Source organism: Microbacterium sp. bgisy207 (assembly GCF_057706855.1).
Map to the genome: position 1 here is coordinate 13572 of NZ_JBYIPB010000019.1, position 26485 is coordinate 40056.

A 26485-nucleotide genomic window follows, 5' to 3' on the forward strand; every position below is an offset into this window, starting at 1 on the left:
ATGACCGTCACAGCAGACCAGGTGACCAGATTTCACGACACGTTCCGCGTTCTCGTCGAGAACGTCGAGCAGGTCGTGCTCGGCAAGCGCCACGTCATCGAGCTGGCGTTCACCGCGATGATCTCGCAGGGCCACCTTCTGCTCGAGGACTACCCGGGGACGGGGAAGACCTCGCTCGCCCGGGCAATGGGCCACAGCGTCGACGGCGTGAGCTCGCGCATCCAGTTCACCCCCGACCTGCTCCCGGGGGACGTGACCGGCATCACCGTCTACGACCAGAAGCGGGGCGAGTTCGAGTTCCACCGCGGACCGGTGTTCGCCAACATCGTGCTGGCCGATGAGATCAACCGCGCCAGCCCGAAGACGCAGTCCGCTCTCCTGGAGGTCATGGAGGAGGGCCACGTCACCATCGACGGTGTGACCCGGCCCGTCGGGCAGCCCTTCCTCGTCGTGGCTACGCAGAACCCCATCGAGCAGGCCGGGACCTACCGTCTTCCCGAAGCGCAGCTCGATCGGTTCCTCATCAAGGCCACCCTGGGCTACCCCGATCACGCCGCGACCCTGCGCATCCTCGAAGGAACGGCGGCCGAGCGCGTCGAGCTCTCGCCGGTGGTCTCGCTCGACGGCATCCGAGGAATGGCCCTCCTTGCCCGTGAGGTCTACGTCAGCCCACTCGTCCTGGACTACATCGCACGGATCGTGGACGCCACGCGCGCCGCTGTCGAGGTGCGCCTCGGCGTCAGCGTTCGTGGCGCCATCGCGCTCACCCGCGCCGCAAAGACGTGGGCGATCGCGCACGGTCGGGGTTTCGTGACGCCCGACGATGTGAAGGCCCTCGCCGAGGCCGTGCTCGCGCACCGGCTCGTGCTCGACCCGGAGGCCGAGTTCGACGGTGTCACGGCGCGCGCGGTGATCGGCCAGGTGCTGCTGGATGTCGCGCCGCCGACACAGCGCGAGGCGACATGACCGGATCCCCCTCGACCCTGACGCGCGAGGCGACCTCGACGCAGGCGAGCGGTCGCACGCGCATGACGCAGACGCGCGGCACGACGGTCATCGCGATGCGTGGAGTCAGCGTCTGGCACCGCATCAGCCAACGGATGGTCCAGGCATGGCACCGGGTGCGGGGTGTCGTCCGTCCGGGCGGGTGGCTCGCACTCATCGCCGCCACGGTGGGCCTTGGCGTCGGCATCCGTTTCGGGATCGCGGAGCTGGTGGCAGCGGGCGTGCTCGCAGGGGTACTGCTGCTGCTGGCGCTCCCCTTCCTCCTGCGCGCACGACCGTACGAGGTCGATTTCGAGCTCGCGCACGACCGGGTGGTGGCCGGATCGAGCGCGCGCGCACGCATCACCGTGCGCAACGACGCCGTCGCCGTCGCCTTGCCGGGCACCGTCGATATTCCCGTGGGCGCGGGTCTCATCGACATCGCGGTGCCGCTGCTGCGACGAGGAACCTCCCACGAGGAGGCCATCGAGATCCCCGCGCCCCGCCGCGGGGTCGTCACGATCGGGCCGATCAGCTCGGTGCGCGGCGACCCCCTCGGGCTTCTGCGGCGAGAGGCGACGTGGGCCCAGACGCACACTCTCTACATCCACCCGCGCACGACGTCGATCCCGCCGACCTCGGCGGGATTCATCCGTGACCTCGACGGTCGCCCCTCCCCCGTTCTGGTGGACGCGGATATCTCGTTCCACGCGATCCGTGAATACGTGCCCGGGGACGCGCAGCGGCACGTGCACTGGAAATCAACGGCGAAGACCGGCACCCTCATGGTGCGCCAATACGAACAGTCGAGGCGATCGCGGATGGTGATCGCGATCGACACGGACCACCACAGCTTCCGCGACGACGAGGAGTTCGAACTCGCCGTGAGCGTGGCCGCCTCGCTGGGGATCCGCGGCGTGCGCGACGGGCGCAATGTCCAGGTCGTCGTCGGGGAGGAGATACCCGAGTTCGCACGAAGCCGCGTGCGCTCGATCCGCGACCTTCCCACCATGACCGAGCGCATCCTCATGGACGCGCTGGCGGGTATCGAGAGCCACGATGCCGTCAACCCGCTCGCCGAGGTCGCGGCGCTCGCCGTGGAGGCGCACAGCGACGTGTCGCTCGCCTTTCTCGTGGGCGGTTCCACCATGACGGCGGCAGCGTTGCAACGTGCTGCGCTGGCGTTTCCGCCTCATGTCGGGGTGGCCGCGGTGATCTGCGACCTCGAGGGCGAGCCTCGGCTGCGCCGACTCGGCGAGGCAACGGTGATCTCCATCGGCGTGCTCGACGACCTGCGCCAGATCCTGCTGCGGGGAGCGCAGTCGTGAACTCGGCGACCGGGAGGCGCATCCGACAGACCCGGCGAACGCGACTGACCCTGGGGACGGCGGCGTTCATGGCGACCGCCGCAGGGATCGGGGCGGTGGGAATGTGGCCGATCTACGAGGACGAGTGGTTCGTCGTCATGGCCACCTCCGCCATCATCCTGTCGATCGCCGCGGGCCTGCTGGCGCTTGTGCGCTCCTGGGCGTGGTGGCGCACGGCCGTCCTCTTCGGCGTCATCTTCGTGGTCGCGGGGATACCGCTCGCGGTTCCGGCGGTCCTGACCGATTCGAGCCAACTCCTGTCCGCACTCGTCGCTGTCGTCAGCGCGCCGATCACGGGGCCGAACAACCTGCTGACGCTGGAACTTCCGCTGGGCACCTATCAGGCAACCCTCGCTCCGGCGTTCCTCGTCCTCGTCGTGGCGCCTGGTACGGCGCTCGTCCTCGGTGCCGGGAGCGCACGATGGTGGGGTGCCGCAGCCCCGGTCGCCCTGACTCCGGCGGCGTTCGGGATCGTGTTCGGGGCGACGAGCGCAACGAGCGGCAGTGCCGGGCTCCTTTCGGCAGCGGGCGTGCGAGAAGCCGCGATCGGAATCGCTGCCTGCGCGACCCTCCTCCTCTGGTTCCTGTGGCGCGCAGCGACAGTGCGCCGTCTGGCATTGCGAGACGCCGGCGGCGTCCGGCAGCGTCCCGCTCGCCGCGCGGCGATCGGCCGGGCCGGGATGGCGACCGGGATGCTCGCGGTGGGTGTCGTCGTCGCGATCGCTCTCACGCCGATGCTCACAGCCGCGCATCCTCGGACCGTTCCCCGCTCGGTGACCGAACCGGTGATCCGGATCGCGCAGGAGCCGAGCCCCCTCTCGACGTATCGGGCGATGTTCGGTGCGCAGACCTATGACGAGGTGCTCTTCCGCATCACGGCGACCGGAGCCGACCGCGTGCGGCTGGCGACCCTGAGCTTCTATGACGGCCAGATGGCGCGGGTGACCGACCCGGGGACGGGACTGGCCGACCAATCCACCGCGTACATCCGGGTGCCGTCGGCTCGGATGCCGGTCCTCGGCGACAGTGTGCGTGCCGACGTGGTGATCGACGCGTACGCGGGCATCTGGGTGCCGACGGTCGGTACGGTCAGGGCGATCGCGTTCGAGGGCCCCGACCGTGCCTCGCTGGCCGACGGGTTCTTCTACGACGCCGCCGCGGGATCCGGGATCAACACCAGCCCCGCGTATGGCGCAGGCACCGCGTACACGATCCTTGCGAGCCCCGACGCATCGAGCGCCACGCGGATGGAGCTGAGCGCCGCGACACCGCCGCGCTCTGCGCCGACCCTGGACGAGACCGTCGTCCCGGCGAGCCTGACGCAGTGGATCCGTCTTCAGGAAGCCGGGGGTTCCGGCGCAGGACTCGAGGAACTCATCACCCGTCTTCGCGAGCGCGGATACCTCAGTCACGCCCTCGAGACCCCGCCGGCGGATGCCGCGTGGGTGACCGATCTGGGTGACTACACGTTCGCGCCCAGTCGCGCGGGGCACTCGACCGACCGCATCGACAGTCTCTTCACCGCGCTGGTGGAGCGGCAGACGCAGCAGCCGGGAGCGACGGATGCCGAACTCGTGGCGGCGGCAGGAGATGACGAGCAGTTCGCCGTCGCGGCGGCGATGATCGCCGACCAGCTGGGATTCCCGTCCCGGATCGTGCTCGGCGCGCGTCTGCGAGACGCGGATGCCGCAGCCGGTGCCGTCGCGCCGCCGTGCGAGGACGGGGAGTGCCGCGGGCGCAACATCACGGCGTGGGTCGAGGTGCAGGACGTCTCCGGCGCCTGGATTCCCGTGGATGTCACGCCGCAGCACGAGATTCCGATGGACGCGGTCATCGACCAGCGCCGCGACCCCGAGAACGCGACGGACGTCGAGAGCGAACGGGCCGAGGTCGTACAGCCGCCGGATGCCGACCCAGCCGACGCGGATCCGCGTACAACCGACGAGGAGGAGACGGGTCTAGACCTGTCGGTGTTGGTGGCCGCGATTCGGCTCGCCGGCGGCATCCTGCTCGTGCTGGGCGTCCTGCTCGGTCCCCTCGCTGCGATCGTCGCCGTGAAGGCCTGGCGGCGCCGGCGCGGGCGCCGCGCACCTGCCCCGGCCGACCGTATCGCCGGCGGCTGGGACGAGTGGGTGGACGCGACGATCGACCGCGGCGCATCCATTCCCGCCGCACACACGCGGACCGAGATCGTCGAGGCAGCGGGTGGATCACAGGATGCCCATACGCTGGCGACGCTCGCCGATCGTGCGAGTTTCGCATCCGATTCGCCCCGGGACGAGGACGCTGCACAGTTCTGGCTCCTCGTGGACCGGGAACGGGAACGACTCGGCGGGCTCGGGTCGCGAAGGGACCGCCTACGCGCCGCGCTTTCGCTGCGCTCCCTGCGACGCGGACGGCGATCCCGGCGTGGTCGGCGCGCGTAGCGGATACGATCGAAGGCTATGCCCACGTCCGAGCCGGTCATCCTCTACCCGCCGGAACTGCCCGTCAGCGCGGCCCGGGACGAAATCGCTCGCGCCATCGGCGAGAACCAGGTCGTGATCGTCGCCGGGGCGACCGGATCCGGAAAGACGACACAGCTCCCGAAGATCTGCCTCGAACTCGGCCGCACCCGGATCGCGCACACGCAGCCCCGGCGCATCGCGGCCCGCTCGATCGCGGAGCGCATTGCGCACGAGCTGGAGGTTCCGCTGGGCTCGACGGTCGGCTACCGCGTCCGGTTCACGGATGCCGTCAGCGACGACACCCGGATCACTCTGATGACCGATGGCATTCTCCTCAACGAGATCCACCGCGACCGGTTGCTGCGCCGCTACGACACGATCATCATCGACGAAGCGCACGAGCGGTCCCTGAACATCGACTTCCTCCTCGGCTACCTGCGCCGGATCCTCCCGAAGCGCCCCGACCTGAAGGTCGTCGTCACGTCGGCCACGATCGACCCCGAGAGTTTCGCCCGGCACTTCTCCCCGAGGCCGGCGGACCCCGATGCGGCGGCCCCCATCGTCGAGGTCTCGGGTCGCACGTACCCGGTCGAGATCCGCTACCGCCCCCACGATGAGAACGCCGAGGACGACATCGACGGGCTCGTGGCCGCGCTGCGCGAGCTCGACAGGGAGGAGCGGGGCGACGTGCTCGTCTTCCTCCCGGGAGAGTCCGAGATCAAGGACGCGATGGATGCCGTCCGCGGCATGTATGCGAACGATCCTGCTCCGACCGAAGTGCTACCGCTCTACGGGCGTCTGAGCGCCGCCGAGCAGCATCGGGTGTTCGAGCCCTCCCGCACCGCCGGCGTGCGCAGGCGCGTCATCCTCGCGACCAACGTCGCCGAGACCAGCCTCACGGTTCCGGGAATCCGCTACGTGATCGACACGGGAACCGCGCGGATCTCCCGCTACTCGGCCCGCTCGAAGATCCAGCGGCTCCCGATCGAGGCGATCTCGCAGGCCTCGGCGCAGCAACGCTCGGGACGCGCGGGCCGAACCGCGCCCGGTATTGCGATCCGCCTCTACAGTGAGGAGGACTTCGCGGGGCGTCCCGAGTTCACCGAACCCGAGGTGCTGCGCACCAACCTCGCGGCCGTCGTTCTGCAGATGATGGCGCTCGGCATCGGGGATGTCGCCGCGTTCCCGTTCCTCACCCCGCCGGACTCCCGCGGTGTCAAGGCCGCGATGGAACTGCTTCTCGAGTTGGGCGCCGTCAGCGAGTCCCGGCTCACGAAGGTCGGACGTGAACTCGCGCGGCTTCCGATAGATCCGCGACTGGCGCGAATGCTCGTCGAGGCCCGCAAGCGCGACGTGCTCCCCAGCGTGCTTCCGATCGTCGCGGGCCTGTCGATCCAAGACGTCCGAGAACGTCCCGAGGATCAGCGCGAGCAGGCGGACCGCCTCCACGCCCGTTTCACCGACCCGACCAGCGATTTCCTCTCCCTCCTCGGGGTGTGGAACTACCTGCAGGAGAAGCAGGCCGAGCTCGGGTCGAGTGCGTTCCGGCGCCTGTGCCGGGCGGAGCACCTCAACTATGTGCGCGTTCGCGAATGGGTCGACGTGCACCGTCAGCTCGCCGAGCTCATGGGGGTGCGACGCGCGAAAGCCCGGGTCGATGCCGACCCTGACGCCGTCCATCGCGCCATCCTGTCGGGTCTGCTCTCCCAGATCGGCATCCTCGACGAGCGCGCGACAGCCGCAACGCGCGGTGCCACCTCCGGTGCCCGGCGCAGGCCCTCCGCGGAATACCGGGGGGCCCGTGGCGCCCGCTTCGCGATCTTCCCCGGTTCGGGACTGCGCAAGAAGAGCCCGGATGCGGTGATGGCCGCCGAGCTCGTCGAGACATCGCGTCTGTTCGCTCGGACGGTGGCCGCTATCGATCCGGAGTGGGCCGAGGATCTCGCCGGCGATCTTGCGCATCGTCAGCTCGGTGAGCCGCACTGGTCACGATCTGCCGGGGCGGCGTCGGCGTACGAGAAGGTGACCCTGTTCGGGGTGGAGATCGTCCGGAAGCGACGCGTTCAGCTCGCGCGCTTCGATCGTCCCCTCGCGCGTGAACTGTTCATCAGGCACGCGCTCGTCGACGGTGAGTGGGAGGTGGGCGCGCTCGACAAGCGGCTCACGGCCTTCGACCGTCGCAACGCCGACCTGCGGCGCCGGCTCGAGAAGCTCGAAGAACGCGAGCGGCGCCGCGACATCCTCGCCGGGGACGAAGCGGTGTTCGCGTTCTACGACGCACGGATCCCCCGCGAGGTGTTCGACGTGCGCTCCTTCGAGACGTGGTGGCAAGAGGCGTCCGGGCGCTCGCCGCGGCTGCTCGACATGTCGGAAGCCGACCTGCTCGATGGCGGGCGAAGCGCCACCGGCGACGAGTATCCGTCCCGATGGACTCAGGGCGATCAGGTGATCTCCCTGGCATACCGGTTCGAACCGGGCGCCCCCGACGACGGCGTCAACGCGGTCGTTCCCCTTGCGCTGCTGGCGGGCCTGCGTGACACCGGATTCGACTGGCAGGTGCCGGGCATGAGAGACGAACTCATCGCCGCGCTGATCCGCGCACTTCCCAAGTCGGTGCGACGACATGTCGTCCCGGCTGCCGACTGGGCCGCGAAGCTGTCCGCGGACCTTGCCGGAGAGGGCCCGGAAGACCACGCGGGACTCCCCCGCACGACGCTGCGCGAAGCCCTGGCCGCCCGTATCCAGCGGGTCGCGCACCAACCGGTCACCGCAGCCGACTTCGACCTCGACCGCGTGCCACCCCACCTCGGGATCGTCTTCCGCGTGGTCGACCAGCGCGGCCGTGCTCTCGGCAGCGGCCGCGACCTCACCGAACTGCAGCAGCGCCTCGCGGGGGAGGCCCGCGGTGCCGTCGCCTCGTCGCTGACGAAACCGGCTCGCGCCCCGATGGCGGCCGCTCGGCCGCAGGCGCCGGGAGCATCGGACACCTTCCGCGAAAGCGACGGCCTGACGGATTGGAGCATCGGCGACCTCCCCGAAGTCGTCGACACCCGCGTGGCCGGCGGCGTGGTCCGCGGCTACCCGGCTCTCATCGACGAGCGCGACAGCGTCGCGGTGCGGATCGAAGCCACCCCGGATGCCGCCGCCGAGGCGACCCGACACGGAGTGCGGCGACTCCTGCTGCTGACCGTTCCCTCACCGGCCGGGTACGTGCTGGACCACCTGACCTCGGCCGAGAAGCTCGCGCTGGCCGCGTCGCCCTATCCCTCGGCTCGTGCGCTGGTCGAGGATTGTCGAGTCGCCGTCGCCGACACCGTCCTCGACCGTATCGGCGGCTCCCTTCGCAGCCGCGCCGCCTTCGACGCGGCGCGCGATGCGTTCTCGGCCGAGATCACCGACTCGCTGTTCGCCGCCGTGTCGCTGGTGGCCCGCATCCTCACCGCCCAGCGCGAGGTGGAACGCGCCATGAAGCAGCTGAATGCCATGACGCTCCTGGCGGCCGTGACGGATCTGCGGGCGCAACTGTCAGGACTCGTGTTCCCGAGATTTGTGCGCGCCGTCGGTCTGTCACGACTCGCGCACTATCCGCGCTACCTGTCCGCCGCCGCGGCCCGGGTCGCGGGGCTGACCGAGAACCCGGGGCGTGACCGCCAGCGACTCACCGAGTTCGAGCGAGCGGCGGCCGCGTACCGCGACGCGGGAGGGACGGTCCCGCCCGCCCCGGATGCCTCCCCGGCACTGCGGACGGTGCGGTGGTTGCTCGAGGAGTACCGCGTGAGTCTGTTCGCTCAGCAACTGGGCACTGCCGAACCCGTGTCGCTGCAACGGATCACGAAGGCACTCCGGTGAGTCCGTCACGCAGTGACACACGGCGCGCGGACAGGGGCCCCGGCGTGTGACGATGGCAGGATGACGACTCCTGCGCCCGGCCCCGATGCGGCGTTCGCGACAGCACAGGTGCAGGCCGGCTATGCCCCCGGCATCGCCCAGAACACCGCCGTCGTCCCGATCTACCAGTCCAACGGCTACGAATTCCCCTCGCTCGCCCAGGCACGCGACGTGTTCGCGCTGCGCAGCCTCGGCAATGTCTACAGCCGCAACGCGAATCCCACGCAGGCGGTGCTCGAACAGCGTGTCGCAGCCCTCGAGGGCGGGCGCGCAGCCGTCGCGGTCGCCTCCGGCCAGGCCGCCGCAGCGGCGGCGATCCTCGCTCTGGCCTCGGCGGGCGACCACGTCGTCGCCGCCCGGCAGCTGTACGGCGGCACCGTCGATCTGCTCTCGGACTCGCTGGGGAGCCTCGGGATCGAGGTCACCTACGTCGACCAGGACGACCCGGATGCCTGGCGCGACGCGGTACGTCCCCGGACCCGCGCCCTGTTCGCCGAGACCATCACCAACCCGCTGGCGACGGTCCTCGACATCCGTGCCGTCGCCGACATCGCGCACGCCGCGGGGGTGCCGCTCGTCGTCGACAACACGGTGGCCTCGCCCTATCTCGTGCGCCCCGGAGAGCACGGGGCCGACATCGTCATCCACTCCGCCACGAAGTACATCGGCGGGCACGGTGTGGCACTCGGAGGCGTCGTCGTCGACATCGGGTCCTTCGATTTCGGTGCCGATCCCGATCGCTGGCCTCAGTTCACGACACCGTATCCTCGATTCGGCGACCTCGTGTTGTGGGACCGCTTCGGCGAGCAGGGACTCGCGCTGACGGTGTACATCAAGACGCGATTCGTGCACGACTTCGGCACGACGCTGCCGGCGTGGTCGTCGTTCCAGTTGCTCCAGGGCCTCGAGACGCTCGATCTGCGAATGCAGCGCCACTCCGAGAGCGCACTGGCCGTCGCGCGGTTCCTCGAGCAACACTCCGAGGTCGAGCGCGTCTGGCATCCGGGGCTGGCGTCGAGCCCCTGGCACGTGACGGCTCAACGCTATCTGCCGCGCGGCGCCTCGTCGGTCTTCTCGTTCGATCTCGCCGGCACGGGTGACGCCGAGGTCGATGACCGACGCGTCGAACGGGTCATCGACGCGCTTCGCGTCATCCGACTGGTCGCCAACATCGGCGACGCGCGGAGCATGGTCAACCATCCGGCGTCCATGACGCACCTGCACCTCACACCGACCCAGCTGCGTGAGGCGGGGATCTCACCGCGCACCATCCGTCTCTCGATCGGGCTCGAGGACCCGACCGACCTCATCGCGGATCTCGCGCAGGCGCTGGGCTAAGACGCCACGATGAGCGCGCGGTAGAAGCCGATGCCACGCAACCAGACGTCGACGCGGATCCGCTCGTTGTGCGAGTGGAGGGCGTCGCGCTCGGACCGCGTGAGGTGGAACGGCGTGAAGCGGTATACGTTGTCGCTGATGGCGGTGAACCACCGACTGTCGCTGGCACCCAACTGCACGTAGGGCGTCGTCACGATGTCTGCCCCGAGCGTCGAGACGACCGCGCCGGCGATCCGCCGCCACGGCTCCCCCCGCCACGGCGAGACCGGCGAGGGATTCGAGGCATGTCGCACCTCGAGTTCCACCCGGTCGTCGGCGATGGCTCGCCGCACGTGCGCGGTGGCACTGTCGATCGTGTCGCCGGTGAGCAAGCGGATGTTGACGGATGCTTTCGCCGTGGTCGCCAGGACGTTCTCACCCGGTGCACCGCTGAGCTCGGTCACGACCGCGGTCGTGCGCACCATTGCGTTGGTCTCGGGACCGCCCAGGGCGAAAGCGCCGGCCAGCAGCGGGCCCGTGATCTCGCCCCGGCGGAACAGAGTGCGCAGCGGCTCAGGAGCGTGCGGCGAGAGGGTGGCCAGCATCGCGCGCACCGGCGGTGCCAGGCGGGTCGGAAACGGCCTGCGTCGCAGCCGGTCGATCGCCCGGGCAAGGCGCGCTGTGGCCGGCATCGCGGGCGGCGTCGAGGCGTGGCCGCCCTGCTCCCGGACGGTCATCACGAGCGTCATGACGCCGCGCTCGGCGACACCGACCATCGCCGTCGGGACGTCGATGCCGGGGATGATGCCCTCGACGACGGCCCCGCCTTCGTCGAGCACGAGTCCTGGATGGACGCCGCGCTCCGACAGGTGGGCGACGATCGCGCGGGCGCCGTCGCCCGCCGTCTCCTCGTTGTGACCGAAGGAGAGATAGATGTCTCGCGCGGGAGTGAAGCCCTCGGCCAGGAGCGCTTCGACGGCTTCGAGGATCGCCACGAGCGCACCCTTGTCGTCGATCGCACCACGGGCGTGGATCTCGGCATCCTGGCCCTCACCCACGATCTCGGCGGCGAACGGCGGATGCTCCCACTCGTCGTCGACGACAGGAACCACGTCCATGTGCGCCATGAGCACGAGAGGATCCTCCGACGAGGTGCCCGGCCACCGGTACAGCAGCGAATGCCCAGCGATGACGTCGCGTTCGAGCCGCTCGTGGATCTGCGGGTAGAGGCGCTCGAGCGCACGGTGGAACCGCTCGAAGGCCGCGGCGTCCATGCGCGACTCGTCGGCGTACGACACCGTGGGGATGGACAGCAGTTCCCGGAAGCGATCCAGTGCGGTGCTCATTCTTCGAGGCTACCCGCGACAGGTGCCCAGACGCCGTCCGGGATACCGTGCATTGACCGCAGGCCATCGTGAGTACGCTCGAGGTATGACAGGACTGCGTTGGGGAATTCTGGCGACCGGCGGTATCGCACACGCCTTCACGAGCGACCTGCGTACCGCGGGCTTGACGGTTTCGGCCGTCGGGTCGCGGCGCCCGGAGGCCTCGCGGGAGTTCGCCGCGCAGTTCGAGATCCCGCACGCGCACGGGTCCTACGAGGAGCTCGTCGCCGACCCCGACGTCGACATCGTCTACGTCGCCACGCCGCATCCGATGCACGCCGACAACGCGGTGCTCGCCCTGGAGGCCGGCAAGCACGTGCTCGTCGAGAAGCCGTTCACGCTCACCGGCGCCGAGGCAGAGCGCGTGCGCGAGGTCGCGCGCGCCCGCGGGCTGCTGGCGATGGAGGCGATGTGGACCCGGTACCTTCCGCACATGGTCCGGATTCGCGAGATCGTGCGGTCCGGGAGTCTGGGCGAGGTCCGCGCCGTGTTCGCCGATCACACCCAGCGGATATCCAGTGACCCCGGGCACCGGCTGAACGCGCTTGCGCTCGGCGGCGGTTCGCTGCTCGATCTCGGAATCTACCCGGTGTCTTTCGCCTGGGACATCCTCGGCGCCCCGGTCACGGTGACTGCCCGCGGACGGCTCGGCGAGACCGGCGCCGACAACGAGGTCGCGACGATCTTCACGCACGCGGACGGCGCAATCTCGACCTCCGTGTCGACCTCGCGAGCTGTCGGACCCAACACCGCGCACATTCTGGGCACCGATGCACGCATCGACATCGATCGTGTCTGGTACACGCCGACCTCCTTCCGGGTCGCGGCTCCGGACGGAACGGTGCTCGAGGAGTACCGCAGCGACATCCAGGGACGGGGCATGCAGTACCAAGCCCTCGCCGCGGAACGCTTGCTCGCAGAGGGCAAGACAGACAGCGACCTCTTGCCACTGGACCAGACGGTGGCCATCATGCACGTGCTCGACGAGCTTCGCGCTCAGATCGGCGTGCGTTATCCGGGCGAGGCGAGCTGATCGCGGGCGTGCCGACAGCTGCTCGAGCCCGCGCGGGGCGCTCGGGGAGCGCAGTCAGGCGACGGTAGCGGCCGCGCGGAATACGGGGAGCCGGCGTTCCGGCGCTACGGTGTAGTGCCGCCCGCTCGGAGAGGTCCACCGCAACGATCCGTCGCCGGTCTGCATCACCCGCCACCCGCCGTGGTGTTTGACGGTATGGTGCCCCTGGCACAGCGGGGCACTGTTCGTGACGGATGTCTCGCCGCCGTGTTCCCACGCGAGGGTGTGATCGATCTGGCATCGGGAGGCGGGGATTCCGCATCCCGGCCCCATACACCTCTCCGCCCGCCACTTCGTCAGCGCCACCATCTCTGGCGGCGGCCGATATCGAGTCCTCCCGACCGACACGACGACACCGGTCTCAGGGTGGGTCAGCACCCTGATCCATGAGGTCGCGGCACCGGCGAGTTCCCGCGCCCGTTCCATTGGTATGGGACCGATGCCCTCCACCACCGCGGGCTCCTGCGCGCCGGCGTCAGAGGCACCGAGCAGCGCCAGAGCGGGGACGGTGACCACGACCGTCGGACGGATGCCTCGGACCTCGCTCGGGTGGGCGGGAGTGACACCATCGATCAAGAGGTCGCAGAGCAGGTCGGCGCGAACCTCGTCGAGCGACCGCTCGTCGCCTGCGGATCCTCCGTGGGGCGTGACCCCTCCCGGGCGATCCCCCGAGGTGCCGTCGGCCCGTGCCCCGAGCAACACCTTCCCCATGGCCGTGAGCCGAGCCTGGATCGCGTGCGCTTCGACCGAGGGCAGCAGTGCATGCAGCCAGGACATCCCGTCGGCATCCGGCTCGATAACGACCCGCCGACGTCGGATGGCGTGCTCGTGGCGGACCGAGAGGGTGGGCGCGAGCTCGCGATCGATCAGGCGCCGCAGTGCCCGCCGAAACGGACCGACCGCAAGCGACTCCGCCAGCTCGCGCACGTTCTCGACAAGCCGTCCCGCAACCTCGCGGTCCAGGGGCGCGAGCTCGTCGACGATGATCGTCGCGTGGCGCTCGGTCATCCGAGCGTGAGCCAGCGAATCCCAGACACTCGGAAAGTCGTGAACGAGAACCTCGGCGCGGTAGAGCAGCATGCCGGCCTGGCTCTCTGTGATCCGGAGGGCGGTAGCCAGCTCCAAGCGCACGGATCGCTCGATGAGCTCTCGTGAGCCGCCGCCGTAGCGTGTCACGTCGTCGAGAGCCTCCCGCCGCAGGTGGTCGATGCGGGCCAACCGCTGCGCAGCGAACACCGCCTCGAGGTCAGCGACCTCCATCACGAGGGCGACCGCATCCGGCGGCTCAGGAGCACAGCCCGAAGCCTCGGGCATCATGTCCGTCTCGCGAAGGACGTCATCGTCCCCCGCGATATCGTCGGCGATCGCCGCGCACCCGAACTGCTCCATGTCGCAACACTAGGAGGGGGTTCCGACATTGCTGCGGGCCGGCCGCGCGCCGTCCACATCGGGGCGATCCCGAGGGACGGATGCGGTCACCGACGCGTCGACCACCACGCCCACGCCACGAGCACGGGCTGGAAGAAGAGCCGCGCCATGCGCTTCGTGTCGGTGTCGAGTCCGAACCCGTCGCGTTTCTCGAGGTATTGCGAGATATTGCCGGGAAAGATCGCGATGAAGAAGGCCGCGAGGATCGCGCCGACCCGGCGACGTTCCTTCGGCAGCGCCACCAGGGCGGTGCCCAGCATCACCTCGACCACGCCGGATGCCACGACGATCGCATCTTCGTCCAGCGGCGAGAGCTCGACCGCCCACGGCGGTACCTGCGCCCGGAACTCCTTGCGCGCCACCGTCAGGTGCATCACCCCTGCGAAGACCATCGCCCCGGCAAGCATCCACCTCAGCACTGTTCGCATGCGCCCAGCCAAGCCCGGGCGCTTCGCAATGTCAACGACGTTGACGCTGGCGCGACGGCTGAACCGAGCGTCAGCGTTCGGGAGAGAGCGCCACCGCGAGCGCCCACACCACCAGCAACGGCTGGAGGAGGAGCCTGGCGAAGCGGCGCGTGTCGGTGTCCAGCAGCGGCGCCGACCGCCCCGTGCGCCACTGGTGGACGTTGCCGGGGAAGACCGCGACAAAGAAGGCGGCGATCGCAGCGCCCAGGCGCCCTCGTTCGCGAGGAAAGATGACGAGCCCGGCGCCCAGGGCGATCTCGACGGCGCCCGAGCCCACGACGATCGCGTCCTTGTCGGTGTGCAGCATCCGTGTCGCCCAGTCCGGCACGACGATGCGGTAGCCGCGCCTGCCCCACGTGAGGTGGGAGACGCCGGCGGCCACGAGCAGACCCGCCAGCAACCACCGCAGCAACGTCATGCCGTGCGGCGCCCGGCGGCCGGGTGGACTTCGACGGGCTCCTCGTGCAGGCCGCGCAGTGCCTGCGACAGTTCGGGAGCACCCTTGGACAGTTCCCGGTCCAGCGCGCGGAGTCGCTTCTCGGCCTCGGCGAGAGCCCAGTCACCCTTCTCAGTGACACGCAACTCGGACGCCGACCCGGCGTGCGCCGTGGAATCGTGTACGAAGCCCTCGTCGACCAGGGTGCGTACCGCGGTATGCGCCGTCTGCACGGTGATCTGCGAGCGCCTCGCCAGTTCGCTGAACGAGATCCCCGGCATCCCGTAGATGTGGCCGAGCAGGGCGTACTTGCGAGTCGTCAGCCCGAGGTCCTTCAGCACTGCCCCGAGCTGCGCCTCCCAGATGCTCGACATGGTCAGCAGCGCGATGACCGGACTGAACCGTCGTTGCTGAGCTGCCACGGGATCTCCTTCTGCGGGAAGCCTGATCCCTCATGGTAGCCCGCACCCCCTCCTATCCATGGTGCGGGAATGGCCAGGACACGCGCTCGGCGGCGCGGAGAGGTACCCAAACGCTACGTGACCCGCCGTACCCCGTGCCATCATCGGGGAATGGATACCTCGCTGTACAACATCCGGAAGGACCTCAGTAGGGCCCTCGCGGAACTCCACGAGGCCCAGCAGAGCTACCCCGACGACCCCACCCTGCGGGCCATCGACAATCTGCAGTCAGCCGTCGAGCGCCTCACCGACGTGTTGGAGGAGATCCACGCGTTCATCTCCCTTCCGGCGCCGACCATCTCGGGTCCGCACCCGATCGCGTCAGGCTCCGGGCACCGCCATCATCGGTGAGGAGCCCTCACCCGATCAGCCGCTGCGCCTTGGCCGCCTCGATCAACGCGGCCTTGTGGACGTCGTCGGCCAGCGAGATCAGTGCCAGTGCCCGTTCCCGCGTCGACAGGCCTCGCAGATTGACGACGCCGTGTTCGGTCGCGACGTGTTCGACATCCATCCGCTCGTCCGTGACGATGTCCACGCGTGGCACGATCGTCGAGATCGCCCCGCCCTTGGCCGTCGACGGGAGCACGACGAACGACTTGCCGCCGCGCGAGGCCGCCGCCCCCGTCACGAAATCGAACTGACCGCCCGAACCCGAGTACTGCAGTCCGCCGATCATCTCGGCGTTGACCTGCCCGTAGAGGTCGACCTGGATCGCCGCGTTGACCGAGATCATCGCGTCGTTCTGGGCGATCACCTGCGGGTTGTTCACGTAGTCGGCGCGGAAGCTCACCATCGACGGGTTGTCGTTCATGAACGCGTACGTGCGCGCATCCCCTACGGCTGAGGTCCACACGTGGCGGCGCGGATGCAGCGTCTTCTTGCTCCCCGTGATCACGCCCGCCTCAATAAGCGGCACGAAGACCGACGAGAACAGGGCCGAGTGGATGCCGAGGTCCCGGTGCCCGCCCAGGGCCGCCGCGACGGCCGCGGGAACGCGCCCGGCACCGATCTGCAGCGTCGCCCCGTCGGGGATGTGGGCGGCGACCAGTTCGGCGATCCTCCGGTCCGCCGCAGTCGGCGGCGCCTCGACCGCCTCCGGCAGCGGCGACGCGTGCTCGACGACGGCGTGGACCTCATCGATGTGCAGCACCGACTCCCCGAAGACGCGGGGCATGTGCGGGTTGACCTCGACGATCAGCCGACGGCATGCCCGTGCGGCGACTGTCGCATAGTCGTTCGCGACCCCGAACGAGAAGTGCCCGCTCGCATCCATCGGGCTTACTTGCACCACGAAGGTGTCGATGTCGAGGCGTTCGGTGATCACTCGCGGCAGGTGCGAGAAGTTCACCGGTATGAAGTCAAGGGTTGCTCGCTCGGCGAGACCGGGGTCGGCGATGATGTGGTGGTCGAGACCTGCCACGAAAAACGTATGGGCGTGGACCTTCTCGATCACTCCGGGCTGCAGAATCGTCGACCCGATCGCGTCGCCCCCGATCCCGTAGTACAGGTCGAGATCGACGAGGTCGTCGGCACGGATGCGGTCGGCAAGCGCGCCCAGGATGCCGGGAGGGGCCCCGAGTCCCATCGCGACGAGCACCTGCGTGCCCGAGGGGACGGCTGCTGCCGCATCCGCCGCCGACACGAGCTTCGCGCGATACGACTCCTGCACGGTCATCCGTGGTCCCTTCGTCATCCTCAGTCGCCGAGCACCGGACGGTTCCACTCTGGCACGAGGTCGGGGCGACCTGGCTACACGGGCTCCGTCGTGCGGATGAGACCGCAGGTCACGCACGACCACGCCACGAGAAACCTCTCGTCATCGAGGATCTCGAACCGCAGCGGGTCGCCGCAGGTCGGACAGACCAGCGGGTTCGGGGCACGAGAGGTCACGGTGCCAGCCTACGGATGCTGCGCCGCCCCGGCGCCGCGCGGGATAGCGTGGATCCGGTGACCCTGGACCTCGACGCTCTTCGCCCCTTCCCCGATGCCGGCGACCCTGACCACCGCGCACACGACGCGGCGGATCGCCTGCTCCTCGATGAGTCGGCGCAGGCGCGGCGGGACGTCGTGCGGCGCGAGATCGCCGTCATCGGCGACACGTTCGGCGCGCTGACCCTCGCGTGCGCGAGCGATGCCACCGATGGTGTCGTCCGCGTCCATCAAGACTCTCTCGACGGCGAGCGCGCCCTCGCCGCGAACGCACGGTCGACCGGCCTCGAGGCATCCGTCGCCTCGCTCCCCCTCGATGCGGAGGTGGTGCGCGGCGCGCGGGTCGTGCTGCTCCGGCTGCCGCGTTCACTCGACGCGCTGCGCGATATCGCGGGCCTTATCGCCGCGCACGCGGCGCCCGATGTCGTGGTGTTCGCGGGCGGGCGGATCAAGCACATGAGCCTCGGGATGAACGATGTGCTGCGTGAACGCTTCGACACCGTGGATGTCTCGCACGCCCGGCAGAAGTCGCGGGTGCTCATCGCGCGGGGGCCGCACGACGGGCGCGATCCCGAGCCGTCCGCGGCGCGGCTGCGCATTGGTGGCACGGATGTCGAGGTCCGCGCCTTCGGGGGCGTGTTCGCGGGTGCGACGCTCGACATCGGGACGCGCCTGCTGCTCGAGCATCTGCCCGAGACGATTCCCGGGCAGGCGGATGAGCCGGCGATCGACCTGGCGTGCGGCAACGGCGTCGTCGGGGCGACGCTGGCCCTGCGGCATCCGGAGCTGCGCGTGTACGCGTCCGACGAGTCGGCCGCCGCCGTCGCTTCGGCTCGCGCGACCGCGGCAGCGAACGGGATCGCCGACCGGATGACGGTGGTTCGCGATGATGCCCTGTCGACCCTGCCCGACGCGAGCGCATCGTTCATCGCCCTGAACCCGCCGTTTCATCGGGGCGCAACGATCGACGAGACCATCGCGCGCCACCTTTTCGCGGATGCGGCGCGCGTCCTGCGCCCGGGCGGCGAACTGTGGGCCGTCTGGAACTCGGCCCTGCGCTACCGCCTGTCTCTCGAGAAGCTCGTCGGCCCGACCCGTCAGATCGCCCGCACCCCGAAGTTCACGGTCACGGCCTCGACACGTCGCTGAGGGCGGGACTCAGCCCGCACCGCTGTGGTCCGCGCCCTGCAAGCCGGCCACGCGGCGGCCGAAGCGCACCCCGGACCACGTCGATAATCAGCTGCTCCGCTGCGAACGGCTCCTCCGCTGCGAACGGCACCGTGGAGTGGTGCGCGTCAGGCGCGGGCGGATAGGCATCCGCACCGAACGCCGTGATGTACATCTCGCGCATCGCGCCTATCTGAGCGCGAAGCATCTCGTCGCTGCGATACGGGCGCTGGAGGGGGTCGACCGAGGATCTAGAAGTCCCAGTCCTCATCCTCCGTGGCGACAGCCTTGCCGATGACGTACGAGGAACCCGAGCCCGAGAAGAAGTCGTGGTTCTCATCTGCGTTCGGCGACAGGGCCGACAGGATCGCGGGGTTCACGTTCGTGACCGACTCGGGGAACATCGCCTCGTAGCCGAGGTTCATGAGCGCCTTGTTGGCGTTGTAGTGCAGGAACTTCTTGACGTCCTCGGTCAGCCCGACGCCATCGTAGAGGTCCTGCGTGTACTGCACTTCGTTGTCGTAAAGCTCGTACAACAACGAGAACGTGTAGTCCTTGATGTCCTGGCGCTTGGCCTCGTCGACCTGCTCGAGTCCCTTCTGGAACTTGTAGCCGATGTAGTACCCGTGCACTGCCTCGTCACGGATGATGAGGCGGATGAGATCGGCGGTGTTGGTGAGCTTCGCACGGCTCGACCAGTGCATCGGCAGGTAGAAGCCCGAGTAGAAGAGGAACGACTCGAGCAGAGTCGAGGCGACCTTGCGCTTGAGTGGCTCGTCGCCGCGGTAGTACTCCATGACGATCTGCGCCTTGCGCTGCAGGTTCTCGTTCTCGACAGACCAGCGGAACGCCTCGTCGATCTCCTTCGTCGAGCACAGCGTGGAGAAGATCGACGAGTAGCTCTTGGCGTGCACCGACTCCATGAACGCGATGTTCGTGTAGACAGCCTCTTCGTGCGGCGTGATCGCGTCAGGAATGAGCGAGACCGCGCCGACCGTGCCCTGGATGGTGTCGAGGAGGGTGAGCCCCGTGAACACCCGCATCGTGAGGGTCTGCTCCTCGGGAGTCAGGGTGTTCCACGACTGGACGTCGTTGGACAGCGGCACCTTCTCAGGCAGCCAGAAGTTGTTCACGAGACGGTTCCAGACCTCGAGGTCCTTGTCGTCCTGGATGCGGTTCCAGTTGATCGCCTGAACGTGGTCGATCAGCTTCAGCTTCGTGCTCATGATCGTTCTTTCTCGCGGATTCGGTGGCGCCTGCTCAGAGCATGCAGCTGACGCACTCGCTCAGGTTGGTTCCCTCGAGGGCCATCTGGCGCAGGCGGATGTAGTAGATGGTCTTGATGCCCTTCTTCCAGGCGTAGATCTGCGCCCGGTTGATGTCGCGCGTGGTCGCGGTGTCCTTGAAGAACAACGTGAGCGACAGGCCCTGGTCGACGTGCTGGGTGGCGACGGCGTAGGTGTCGATGACCTTCTCGTAGCCGATCTCGTACGCATCCTGGTAGTACTCCAGGTTGTCGTTGGTCATGAACGGCGCCGGGTAGTAGACGCGGCCGAGCTTGCCTTCCTTGCGGATCTCGATCTTCGAGGCGATCGGGTGGATCGAGCTCGTCGAGTTGTTGATGTACGAGATCGAGCCGGTCGGCGGCACCGCCTGCAGGTTCTGGTTGTAGATGCCGTGCTCCTGGATGCTGGCCTTGAGCGCCCGCCAGTCGTCCTGCGTCGGGATGTGATGCCCAGCGAAGAGCTCCTTGACCTTCTCGGTCTGCGGGACCCACTCCTGCTCGAGGTACTTGTCGAAGAACTCCCCGGACGCGTACGTCGAGTCGGCGAAGCCGTCGAAGGCCGTGCCGCGCTCGATCGCGAGGCGGTTCGACGCCCGCAGCGCATGGTAGAGCACCGTGTAGAAGTAGATGTTCGTGAAGTCCAGGCCCTCTTCGGAGCCGTAGTAGATGTGCTCGCGAGCAAGGTACCCATGCAGGTTCATCTGCCCGAGGCCGATCGCATGCGACCGGTCGTTGCCATCCTCGATCGAGCGCACCGACGAGATGTGGCTCTGGTCGCTGACGGCGGTGAGGGCGCGAATGGCGGTCTCGACGGTCTTGCCGAGGTCGCCGCCGTCCATCGCGAGCGCGATGTTCATCGAGCCCAGGTTGCAGGAGATGTCCTTGCCGATCTGGTCGTACGAGAGGTCCTCGTGGTAGGTCGTCGGGGTGTTGACCTGCAGGATCTCGCTGCACAGGTTGGACATGTTGATCCGACCCTTGATGGGGTTGGCCCGGTTCACGGTGTCCTCGAACATGATGTACGGGTAGCCGGACTCGAACTGGATCTCGGCGAGGGTCTGGAAGAACTCGCGCGCGTTGATCTTGGTCTTCTTGATGCGCGGGTCATCGACCATTTCGCGGTACTTCTCGGTGACCGAGATGTCGCCGAAGGGCACGCCGTAGACGCGCTCGACGTCGTAGGGCGAGAAGAGGTACATGTCCTCGCCGTTCTTGGCCAGCTCGAACGTGATGTCGGGCACGACGACGCCCAGCGAGAGCGTCTTGATGCGGATCTTCTCGTCGGCGTTCTCACGCTTGGTGTCCAGGAACCGCAGGATGTCGGGGTGGTGCGCGCTGAGGTAGACGGCACCGGCACCCTGGCGGGCGCCGAGCTGGTTGGCATAGCTGAAGCTGTCTTCGAGCAGCTTCATGACCGGGATGATGCCGCTGGACTGGTTCTCGATCTGCTTGATCGGGGCGCCGGACTCACGGATGTTCGACAGCAGCAGCGCGACACCGCCGCCGCGCTTGCTCAGCTGTAGCGCGGAGTTGATGCCGCGAGCGATCGACTCCATGTTGTCTTCGATGCGCAGCAGGAAGCACGAGACGAGCTCGCCGCGCTGCGCCTTGCCGGTGTTCAGGAACGTCGGGGTCGCCGGCTGGAAGCGGCCCGAGATGATCTCGTCGACCAGTTCGGTGGCAAGTGCCTCGTCGCCGTCGGCCAGTCCCAGAGCGGTCATGACGACGCGGTCCTCGAACCGCTCGAGGTAGCGCTTGCCGTCGAAGGTCTTGAGTGTGTAGCTCGTGTAGTACTTGAACGCCCCGAGGAACGTCTCGAAGCGGAACTTCTTCTCGAACGCCCGGTCGTGCAGTGATGAGATGAACTCGAACGAGTACTTCTCGAGCACGGCGGGCTCGTAGTACTGCTTGTCGACCAGGTAGTCGAGCTTCTCCTTGAGCGAGTGGAAGAAGACCGTGTTCTGGTTGACGTGCTGCAAGAAGTACTCGCGCGCGGCCCGCTTGTCGGCGTCGAACTGGATCTCGCCGTTCGGACCGTACAGGTTCAGCATCGCATTGAGGGCGTGGTAGTCGAGCCCCTCGAAGCGGGGCTCCGTCTTGAATGCCATGTCTGTCACTGCAGCTTCCACCATCGTTCCAATCCTTCGCTCACGCGGGTGACGTCTTCTGATGTGCCGAACAGTTCGAGCCGGTACAAGTGCGGCACGTGACACTTGCGGCTGATGATGTCGCCGGCGGCGCAGAATGCGTCGCCGAAGTTGGTGTTTCCCGCGGCGATGACACCGCGGATCAGGTTGCGGTTCTGCTCGACGTTGAGGAACCGGATGACCTGCTTGGGGACCGCGCCCCGCTCCTCTCCCCGGCCCTGGCCTCCCCCGTAGGTGGGGGTGACCAGAACGAAGGGCTCGTCGACGAGGAGCATCGGCTCGGAGGCGAAGAGCGGAATGCGTTCGGCGCGCATTCCCAACTTCTCGATGAAGCGCGCCGTGTTCTGGGACACGCTCGAGAAGTAGACGAGCAACGGCGTCTCGGTCGCGACCGCCGTGCTCATGACTCAGGCCAGGCGCGAGGCGAGCTCGTCGATCTTGTCGGGACGGAAGCCCGACCAGTGGTCCTCATCCGTGATGACGACCGGAGCCTGGAGGTAACCGAGCGCCTTGACCTGCTCGAGCGCCGCCGGGTCCTGCGAGAGGTCGAGAACCTCGTAATCGATGCCCTTCGAGTCCAGTGCGCGATAGGTCGCCGTGCACTGCACGCATGCGGGCTTGGTGTACACCGTGATGGCCATGCTGATCCGTTGTCCCCTCAAAATCCTTCGTCCGACCGGCAGTCCCCCGCCGGGAGTCCAATACTACATATGGGTGCCGACATCAGATAGCACCACAAGGGGTAGTAGTTACATTCGTGTAGTTTTCCACCGCTCTCCTCAGATACAACGCTGGTTGTCCACGGTTTCATCCACAGGTTCGGCACTTCGCGAAAACTGGGAGAAGCCTGAAATCTCGCGGCTCACGAGCTCTTCATCCGCCATCCGTCCACAGCGCGACGCTACGCCGATCCACCGACATCGAATTCGTCTGTGGATTGCACGCACGGCGTGTCGCGGCGTGTCGCGCAGCCCCCCGACACGGCGACGCACGCAACCGTCCTGATATCGCCGAACGCGCCCGCCGCGACTACCGTAGGAGGGTGGCGGGTTATGGAGAACTGCTGCGCACTCCGGGGGTCGCGCGCATCATCGCCGCTCAGTTGACGGCACGCTTCCCGAATGGGATGACAAGCCTCGCGATCCTGCTGCACATCGAGCAGGTCACCGGCTCCTATGGATCGGCCGGACTCGTGCTGGCGGCCACCTCGGTCGGTCAGGCCGTCGCAGGCCCGATCACCAGCCGGTGGATGGGCCTGTGGGGCATGCGGCGGGTTCTGACGGTCACGCTCGTGATCTGCGCCGCAGCGATCGCCGGCATCGCCGCGTTCACTCTGCCACTGCCGGTCTACATGATTCTCGGACTCATCGCGGGCCTGTCCACCCCGCCCGTGCAAGCGGCGGTCCGCACGATCTACCCGAAGATGGTCAACTCGCGGCAGGTGACGCCCCTCTACTCCCTGGATGCCTCACTTCAGGAGATCATCTGGGTCGTCGCGCCCGTGCTCATCACCTTCGTGGCCACGCAGATCGGCACGGTCCAGGCTCTCGCCCTTATCGTCATCGTGCTGCTCGGCGGCGGAGCGTGGTTCATCCTCTCCCCCGAAGTCGGCCGGGTACGCATCCCGCGCAGCCGTCGCAGCTTCGGGCGAGTGCTCGGCAAGCCCGCCGTTCTGCTGGCCACCGTCATCGGCTTTCTCGTGATCGGCGCGTGCGCCGCGGTCGAGGTGGGAGTCGTCGCCACCTTCGGTCACGATGGCATCGAAGCAGGGCTCGTCCTGGCCGTGTTCGCGATCGGGAGCCTTGCCGGCGGACTCTCCTTCGGACACATCCCCATCGGGCCGTGGGCGATGGCGCGACGGATGCTGATCGTCGCGGTCGGGCTGAGCCTGACGATGATCTCCCTGAACGTCTGGTGGCTGGGTGCGACGCTCGTCGTGGCCGGCCTGGGCGTGGCGCCCGCGCTCGCGGTGATCTTCGCGATGACCTCTGCAAGCGTGAAGTTCAGCGAGACCGCCGAGGCGTACGGCTGGATCGGCACGGGTCAGCTGATCGGTGCCGCCGCGGGCTCGGCTGTCGCCGGCTTCCTCGTAGACGGAGTGGGCCCCCAAGGCGCATACCTTGCCGCCGCGCTGTTCGCAGCGGTCGGTGCGCTCGTGTCGGTCGTCTTCGTCCGGGGCTTCCCCGACCTGCGCCACCGGGACCCGAGTCCGATCCCCGACACCGAACCCGTGCCGACCATCACGTGAGCCCGCGGGACTCGAACCGGTCGGTCCGCCTACGATGAGTCCGTGACCTATACGCGGCTAGCCTGGACCCTCCTCGCGATCGCGTTGCTGATCGTCGCGGTGTTCGAGGGCATCATCCACGGCTGGGTCACGGCCGGGATCATCGTCGTGTTCGCCCTCCTCCCCGACATGACCCTGATCAGTGCCTTCGGAGGCGAGCGCGGCGTGATGCGACCGGAGCGTGTCGCCTTCTACAACGGAATGCACCAGGCCTGGATCCCCGCACTGCTGTTCTTCATCGGCGGATCGATGGCGTACCTCTGGGAAATGCGGGAGATCGGGCTGCCGCTGTTCTGGGCCGGCATGGCCTGGCTGCTCCACATCGCGCTCGATCGCACCTTCGGCTTCGGGCTGCGCGCCCCCGACGGCACGATCATCCCCGTCGGGTCCTACGGTCCGCGCAAACGCTGAGTGGATCCCACGATCATGACCGCATCCGTCGCCCTTCCCCGGCAAGGCTGGGGGGACCCGGCCTCATCGCGCCGCGCGCTGCTCGTTCACGGTCTCGGATCCAACGGTGCGCTGATGTGGCGGTTCGGGGTGGCGCTGAGCGAAGGCGGATGGTTCGCCGAAGCAGTGGACCTCCGCGGGCATGGCACCGCGCCGCGCACTCTCGACTACTCCATCGCCGCGTACGCGGCAGACCTCGGAGCCTGCCGCGTGCGCGGCGATGAGCCGTGGGATCTGGTCATCGGCCACTCGCTGGGCGGCGCCGCAGCGGTCGTCGCCGCGGCATCCGTGCCCGACTGGACCCGCCGCCTCGTCCTCATCGACCCGGCGATCCACCTCGACGAAGCCGATCGCGAGCAGGTGCGGGAGAGTCAGCAGCGCCAGTTCGACGATCCGACTGCCGAGGCCGTGCGCGCCGAGCACCCCACATGGCACCCGCTGGATGTCGAACTCAAGGTGCGCAGCATGCAGGAGGTGAGTCGCTGGGCCGTCGAGCAGACGAGCGAGCAGAATCGGGAATGGGACGTGCGTCTTCCCGCGTTGTCGCTGGACGTGCCCATCCACGTGATCGCCGGTGACCCGGAGGTCTATGCCCTCTTTCGCGGTGACCTCGCACAGCAGCTCATGACACGCCCCTCCCTCACGATGTCGGTGGTGGCCGGCGCCGGGCACTCACCGCACCGCGACGCACCCGAGGAGACGATTCGTCAGCTCTGGGAGGCCCTGGCATGACCGCCGCGTCGACCCCGTTCGACCCCGCATCCGTGCTGCCGGATGCCCTGCTGGAACGGTTCCGGGAGCGCGCTGCGCACCACGACCGCGACAACACGTTCCCGCACGACGACATCACCGACCTCACCGCCGCCGGGTACCTCGCGCTGTTCGCACCGAAGGACCTCGGGGGCGCGGGGCTCGGCCTGGTCGAGGTCTCGCTGCTGCAGCAGCGCCTCGCGACCGCCGCGCCCGCGACGGCGCTGGCCGTCAACATGCACCTCGTGTGGACGGGCGTGGCGAAGGTCCTCGCCGACCGCGGCATCGAGGATCTGCGCTTCCTCCTCGAGGGCGCGGTCGCCGGCGACATCTTCGCCTTCGGCATCAGCGAGGCCGGCAACGACCTGGTCCTGTTCGGCAGCGACACGGATGCGCTCCCTCACGCCGACGGCTCGTACACCTTCACGGGAACGAAGATCTTCACCTCACTCGCGCCGGTCTGGACGCAGCTGGGTCTCCACGGCCTGGATACGACGTCACCGGATGCCCCCCGAATGGTCTACGCGTTCATCCCCCGCTCCGAAGAGGAGGCGGGCCGCATCGTCACGCGCGACGATTGGGACACGCTGGGTATGAGGGCGACGCAGTCGCGCACGACGGAGCTGCACGGCGCGAGGGCCGCCGCCGATCGGGTCGTGCGCCGCCTCCCGCCGGGACCGAACCCGGACCCGCTCGTGTTCGGCATCTTCAGTGTCTTCGAGATCCTCCTCGCGTCCGTGTACACCGGCATCGCCCGGCGTGCACTCGAGGTCGCCGTCGCGACGGCAGGCACACGCCGATCGAAGAAGACCGGGCTGGCCTACAGCAAGGATCCCGACATCCGGTGGCGGATCGCTGACATGGCGCTCGCGTACGACGCCCTCCCCCCGCAGCTGGAGGTGCTCAGCCACGACATCGACACCCTCGTCGATCACGGGCCCCGCTGGTTCTCGCTGCTCTCGGGTATCAAGCATCGAGCGGTGACCATGGCCAAGTCGGTCGTGGACGACGCGATCCTTGTCGCAGGCGGCTCGAGCTACTCCACAGGCAGCGAACTCGGCCGTCTGTACCGCGATGTGCTCGCCGGCATGTTCCACCCCTCAGATCCGGAGTCGGCGCATTCCACAGTCGCGACGGCGTGGCTCGGCCCTGTCGACTGAGCCCGTCGACTGAGCCCGTCGACTGAGCCCGTCGACGGAGCCCGTCGACGGCGGAGCT

23 protein-coding genes are annotated in these 26485 nt (G+C 68.3%); 12 read left to right on the forward strand and 11 right to left on the reverse strand.

From position 1 onward, the window contains the following. From AC3ENO_RS14225 to AC3ENO_RS14245, 5 genes are read left to right on the forward strand one after another with little or no spacing between them, the layout of a single operon-like run. Window positions 1-966, forward strand: coding sequence for an AAA family ATPase (locus AC3ENO_RS14225; RefSeq protein WP_434971259.1), 966 nt, complete (start codon window positions 1-3; stop codon window positions 964-966). Further along, entirely contained in the window at window positions 963-2312 is a 1350-nt protein-coding gene (locus tag AC3ENO_RS14230) for a DUF58 domain-containing protein (protein ID WP_434971260.1), read from the forward strand. Before AC3ENO_RS14225 ends, AC3ENO_RS14230 begins: the two co-directional genes overlap by 4 nt. After that, window positions 2309-4777, forward strand: coding sequence for a transglutaminase domain-containing protein (locus AC3ENO_RS14235; protein WP_488185790.1), 2469 nt, complete (start codon window positions 2309-2311; stop codon window positions 4775-4777). Before AC3ENO_RS14230 ends, AC3ENO_RS14235 begins: the two co-directional genes overlap by 4 nt. An 18-nt stretch (window positions 4778-4795) precedes the next feature. Beyond that, window positions 4796-8647 (forward strand): ATP-dependent RNA helicase HrpA, encoded by a 3852-nt coding sequence (gene hrpA / locus AC3ENO_RS14240; RefSeq protein ID WP_434971262.1) that lies wholly within the window; start codon window positions 4796-4798, stop codon window positions 8645-8647. 60 nt (window positions 8648-8707) lie between these two features. Beyond that, window positions 8708-10024 (forward strand): O-acetylhomoserine aminocarboxypropyltransferase/cysteine synthase family protein, encoded by a 1317-nt coding sequence (locus AC3ENO_RS14245; protein ID WP_434971263.1) that lies wholly within the window; start codon window positions 8708-8710, stop codon window positions 10022-10024. On the opposite strand, the gene AC3ENO_RS14250 is transcribed toward AC3ENO_RS14245, so the two are convergent. Continuing rightward, window positions 10021-11349, reverse strand: coding sequence for a M20/M25/M40 family metallo-hydrolase (locus AC3ENO_RS14250; protein WP_434971264.1), 1329 nt, complete (start codon window positions 11347-11349; stop codon window positions 10021-10023). The genes AC3ENO_RS14245 and AC3ENO_RS14250 overlap by 4 nt on opposite strands. An 85-nt stretch (window positions 11350-11434) precedes the next feature. On the opposite strand from AC3ENO_RS14250, the gene AC3ENO_RS14255 reads away from it, so the two are divergent. Then, a complete protein-coding gene (locus AC3ENO_RS14255; protein WP_434971265.1) occupies window positions 11435-12421 on the forward strand; it encodes a Gfo/Idh/MocA family protein in 987 nt (328 codons plus the stop codon). Between the two features lie 54 nt (window positions 12422-12475). On the opposite strand, the gene AC3ENO_RS14260 is transcribed toward AC3ENO_RS14255, so the two are convergent. The 4 genes from AC3ENO_RS14260 to AC3ENO_RS14275 all read right to left on the reverse strand — a co-directional run bounded on the left by AC3ENO_RS14260 (window position 12476) and on the right by AC3ENO_RS14275 (window position 15213). Beyond that, window positions 12476-13849 (reverse strand): HNH endonuclease signature motif containing protein, encoded by a 1374-nt coding sequence (locus AC3ENO_RS14260; RefSeq protein WP_434971266.1) that lies wholly within the window; start codon window positions 13847-13849, stop codon window positions 12476-12478. Between the two features lie 86 nt (window positions 13850-13935). Then, the gene (locus AC3ENO_RS14265) at window positions 13936-14316 is read right to left on the reverse strand and encodes a DoxX family protein (protein ID WP_434971267.1); all 381 of its coding nucleotides are present in this window, start codon (window positions 14314-14316) and stop codon (window positions 13936-13938) included. Between the two features lie 70 nt (window positions 14317-14386). Next, on the reverse strand, window positions 14387-14773 hold the full coding sequence (locus tag AC3ENO_RS14270) for a DoxX family protein (protein ID WP_434971268.1): 387 nt from the start codon (window positions 14771-14773) through the stop codon (window positions 14387-14389). Beyond that, the gene (locus tag AC3ENO_RS14275) at window positions 14770-15213 is read right to left on the reverse strand and encodes a MarR family winged helix-turn-helix transcriptional regulator (RefSeq protein WP_434971269.1); all 444 of its coding nucleotides are present in this window, start codon (window positions 15211-15213) and stop codon (window positions 14770-14772) included. Before AC3ENO_RS14275 ends, AC3ENO_RS14270 begins: the two co-directional genes overlap by 4 nt. Before the next feature lie 150 nt (window positions 15214-15363). On the opposite strand from AC3ENO_RS14275, the gene AC3ENO_RS14280 reads away from it, so the two are divergent. Then, on the forward strand, window positions 15364-15603 hold the full coding sequence (locus AC3ENO_RS14280) for a hypothetical protein (RefSeq protein ID WP_434971270.1): 240 nt from the start codon (window positions 15364-15366) through the stop codon (window positions 15601-15603). Between the two features lie 7 nt (window positions 15604-15610). Here AC3ENO_RS14280 and AC3ENO_RS14285 read toward each other — a convergent pair whose 3' ends face one another. Next, complete coding sequence (locus AC3ENO_RS14285) at window positions 15611-16927, reverse strand: acetyl-CoA hydrolase/transferase family protein (RefSeq protein ID WP_434971271.1); 1317 nt, start codon at window positions 16925-16927, stop codon at window positions 15611-15613. 74 nt (window positions 16928-17001) lie between these two features. Continuing rightward, window positions 17002-17142: a hypothetical protein gene (locus AC3ENO_RS14290; RefSeq protein ID WP_434971272.1), complete on the reverse strand. Its 141-nt coding sequence runs from the start codon at window positions 17140-17142 to the stop codon at window positions 17002-17004. Between the two features lie 57 nt (window positions 17143-17199). On the opposite strand from AC3ENO_RS14290, the gene AC3ENO_RS14295 reads away from it, so the two are divergent. Beyond that, a complete protein-coding gene (locus tag AC3ENO_RS14295; protein WP_434971273.1) occupies window positions 17200-18330 on the forward strand; it encodes a class I SAM-dependent methyltransferase in 1131 nt (376 codons plus the stop codon). A 269-nt stretch (window positions 18331-18599) separates the two neighbouring features. Here AC3ENO_RS14295 and nrdF read toward each other — a convergent pair whose 3' ends face one another. Genes nrdF through nrdH form a run of 4 tightly spaced genes read right to left on the reverse strand, consistent with a single transcriptional unit; the run spans window position 18600 to window position 22421 of the window. Further along, window positions 18600-19574, reverse strand: a complete 975-nt coding sequence (nrdF, locus tag AC3ENO_RS14300; RefSeq protein WP_434971274.1) for a class 1b ribonucleoside-diphosphate reductase subunit beta — start codon at window positions 19572-19574, stop codon at window positions 18600-18602. A gap of 34 nt (window positions 19575-19608) precedes the next feature. Beyond that, window positions 19609-21741 carry a class 1b ribonucleoside-diphosphate reductase subunit alpha gene (gene nrdE / locus AC3ENO_RS14305; RefSeq protein ID WP_434971275.1) on the reverse strand — a complete coding sequence of 711 codons (2133 nt, stop codon included), beginning with the start codon at window positions 21739-21741 and terminating at the stop codon, window positions 19609-19611. 5 nt (window positions 21742-21746) lie between these two features. Then, window positions 21747-22184, reverse strand: a complete 438-nt coding sequence (nrdI, locus tag AC3ENO_RS14310; protein WP_434971276.1) for a class Ib ribonucleoside-diphosphate reductase assembly flavoprotein NrdI — start codon at window positions 22182-22184, stop codon at window positions 21747-21749. A 3-nt stretch (window positions 22185-22187) separates the two neighbouring features. Then, entirely contained in the window at window positions 22188-22421 is a 234-nt protein-coding gene (gene nrdH / locus AC3ENO_RS14315; RefSeq protein WP_292709002.1) for a glutaredoxin-like protein NrdH, read from the reverse strand. 401 nt (window positions 22422-22822) lie between these two features. On the opposite strand from nrdH, the gene AC3ENO_RS14320 reads away from it, so the two are divergent. The 4 genes from AC3ENO_RS14320 to AC3ENO_RS14335 are packed head-to-tail and all read left to right on the forward strand — an operon-like array spanning window position 22823 to window position 26427. Continuing rightward, entirely contained in the window at window positions 22823-24028 is a 1206-nt protein-coding gene (locus AC3ENO_RS14320; RefSeq protein WP_434971277.1) for an MFS transporter, read from the forward strand. A gap of 42 nt (window positions 24029-24070) precedes the next feature. Beyond that, window positions 24071-24478 carry a DUF4260 family protein gene (locus AC3ENO_RS14325; RefSeq protein WP_434971278.1) on the forward strand — a complete coding sequence of 136 codons (408 nt, stop codon included), beginning with the start codon at window positions 24071-24073 and terminating at the stop codon, window positions 24476-24478. A gap of 15 nt (window positions 24479-24493) precedes the next feature. After that, entirely contained in the window at window positions 24494-25249 is a 756-nt protein-coding gene (locus AC3ENO_RS14330; RefSeq protein ID WP_434971279.1) for an alpha/beta fold hydrolase, read from the forward strand. After that, entirely contained in the window at window positions 25246-26427 is a 1182-nt protein-coding gene (locus tag AC3ENO_RS14335) for an acyl-CoA dehydrogenase family protein (protein WP_434971280.1), read from the forward strand. Before AC3ENO_RS14330 ends, AC3ENO_RS14335 begins: the two co-directional genes overlap by 4 nt. Window positions 26428-26485 lie beyond the last annotated feature (58 nt).

What these genes read in the sequence shown, in the direction of transcription:
- AC3ENO_RS14225 (WP_434971259.1), top strand. Translation starts at nt 1, where the DNA reads ATGACCGTCACAGCAGACCAGGTGACCAGATTTCACGACACGTTCCGC.
- AC3ENO_RS14230 (WP_434971260.1), top strand. Translation starts at nt 963, where the DNA reads ATGACCGGATCCCCCTCGACCCTGACGCGCGAGGCGACCTCGACGCAG.
- hrpA (WP_434971262.1), top strand. Translation starts at nt 4,796, where the DNA reads ATGCCCACGTCCGAGCCGGTCATCCTCTACCCGCCGGAACTGCCCGTC.
- AC3ENO_RS14245 (WP_434971263.1), top strand. Translation starts at nt 8,708, where the DNA reads ATGACGACTCCTGCGCCCGGCCCCGATGCGGCGTTCGCGACAGCACAG.
- AC3ENO_RS14250 (WP_434971264.1), bottom strand. Translation starts at nt 11,349, where the DNA reads ATGAGCACCGCACTGGATCGCTTCCGGGAACTGCTGTCCATCCCCACG.
- AC3ENO_RS14255 (WP_434971265.1), top strand. Translation starts at nt 11,435, where the DNA reads ATGACAGGACTGCGTTGGGGAATTCTGGCGACCGGCGGTATCGCACAC.
- AC3ENO_RS14260 (WP_434971266.1), bottom strand. Translation starts at nt 13,849, where the DNA reads ATGGAGCAGTTCGGGTGCGCGGCGATCGCCGACGATATCGCGGGGGAC.
- AC3ENO_RS14265 (WP_434971267.1), bottom strand. Translation starts at nt 14,316, where the DNA reads ATGCGAACAGTGCTGAGGTGGATGCTTGCCGGGGCGATGGTCTTCGCA.
- AC3ENO_RS14270 (WP_434971268.1), bottom strand. Translation starts at nt 14,773, where the DNA reads ATGACGTTGCTGCGGTGGTTGCTGGCGGGTCTGCTCGTGGCCGCCGGC.
- AC3ENO_RS14280 (WP_434971270.1), top strand. Translation starts at nt 15,364, where the DNA reads ATGGATACCTCGCTGTACAACATCCGGAAGGACCTCAGTAGGGCCCTC.
- AC3ENO_RS14285 (WP_434971271.1), bottom strand. Translation starts at nt 16,927, where the DNA reads ATGACCGTGCAGGAGTCGTATCGCGCGAAGCTCGTGTCGGCGGCGGAT.
- nrdF (WP_434971274.1), bottom strand. Translation starts at nt 19,574, where the DNA reads ATGAGCACGAAGCTGAAGCTGATCGACCACGTTCAGGCGATCAACTGG.
- nrdE (WP_434971275.1), bottom strand. Translation starts at nt 21,741, where the DNA reads ATGGCATTCAAGACGGAGCCCCGCTTCGAGGGGCTCGACTACCACGCC.
- nrdI (WP_434971276.1), bottom strand. Translation starts at nt 22,184, where the DNA reads ATGAGCACGGCGGTCGCGACCGAGACGCCGTTGCTCGTCTACTTCTCG.
- nrdH (WP_292709002.1), bottom strand. Translation starts at nt 22,421, where the DNA reads ATGGCCATCACGGTGTACACCAAGCCCGCATGCGTGCAGTGCACGGCG.
- AC3ENO_RS14330 (WP_434971279.1), top strand. Translation starts at nt 24,494, where the DNA reads ATGACCGCATCCGTCGCCCTTCCCCGGCAAGGCTGGGGGGACCCGGCC.
- AC3ENO_RS14335 (WP_434971280.1), top strand. Translation starts at nt 25,246, where the DNA reads ATGACCGCCGCGTCGACCCCGTTCGACCCCGCATCCGTGCTGCCGGAT.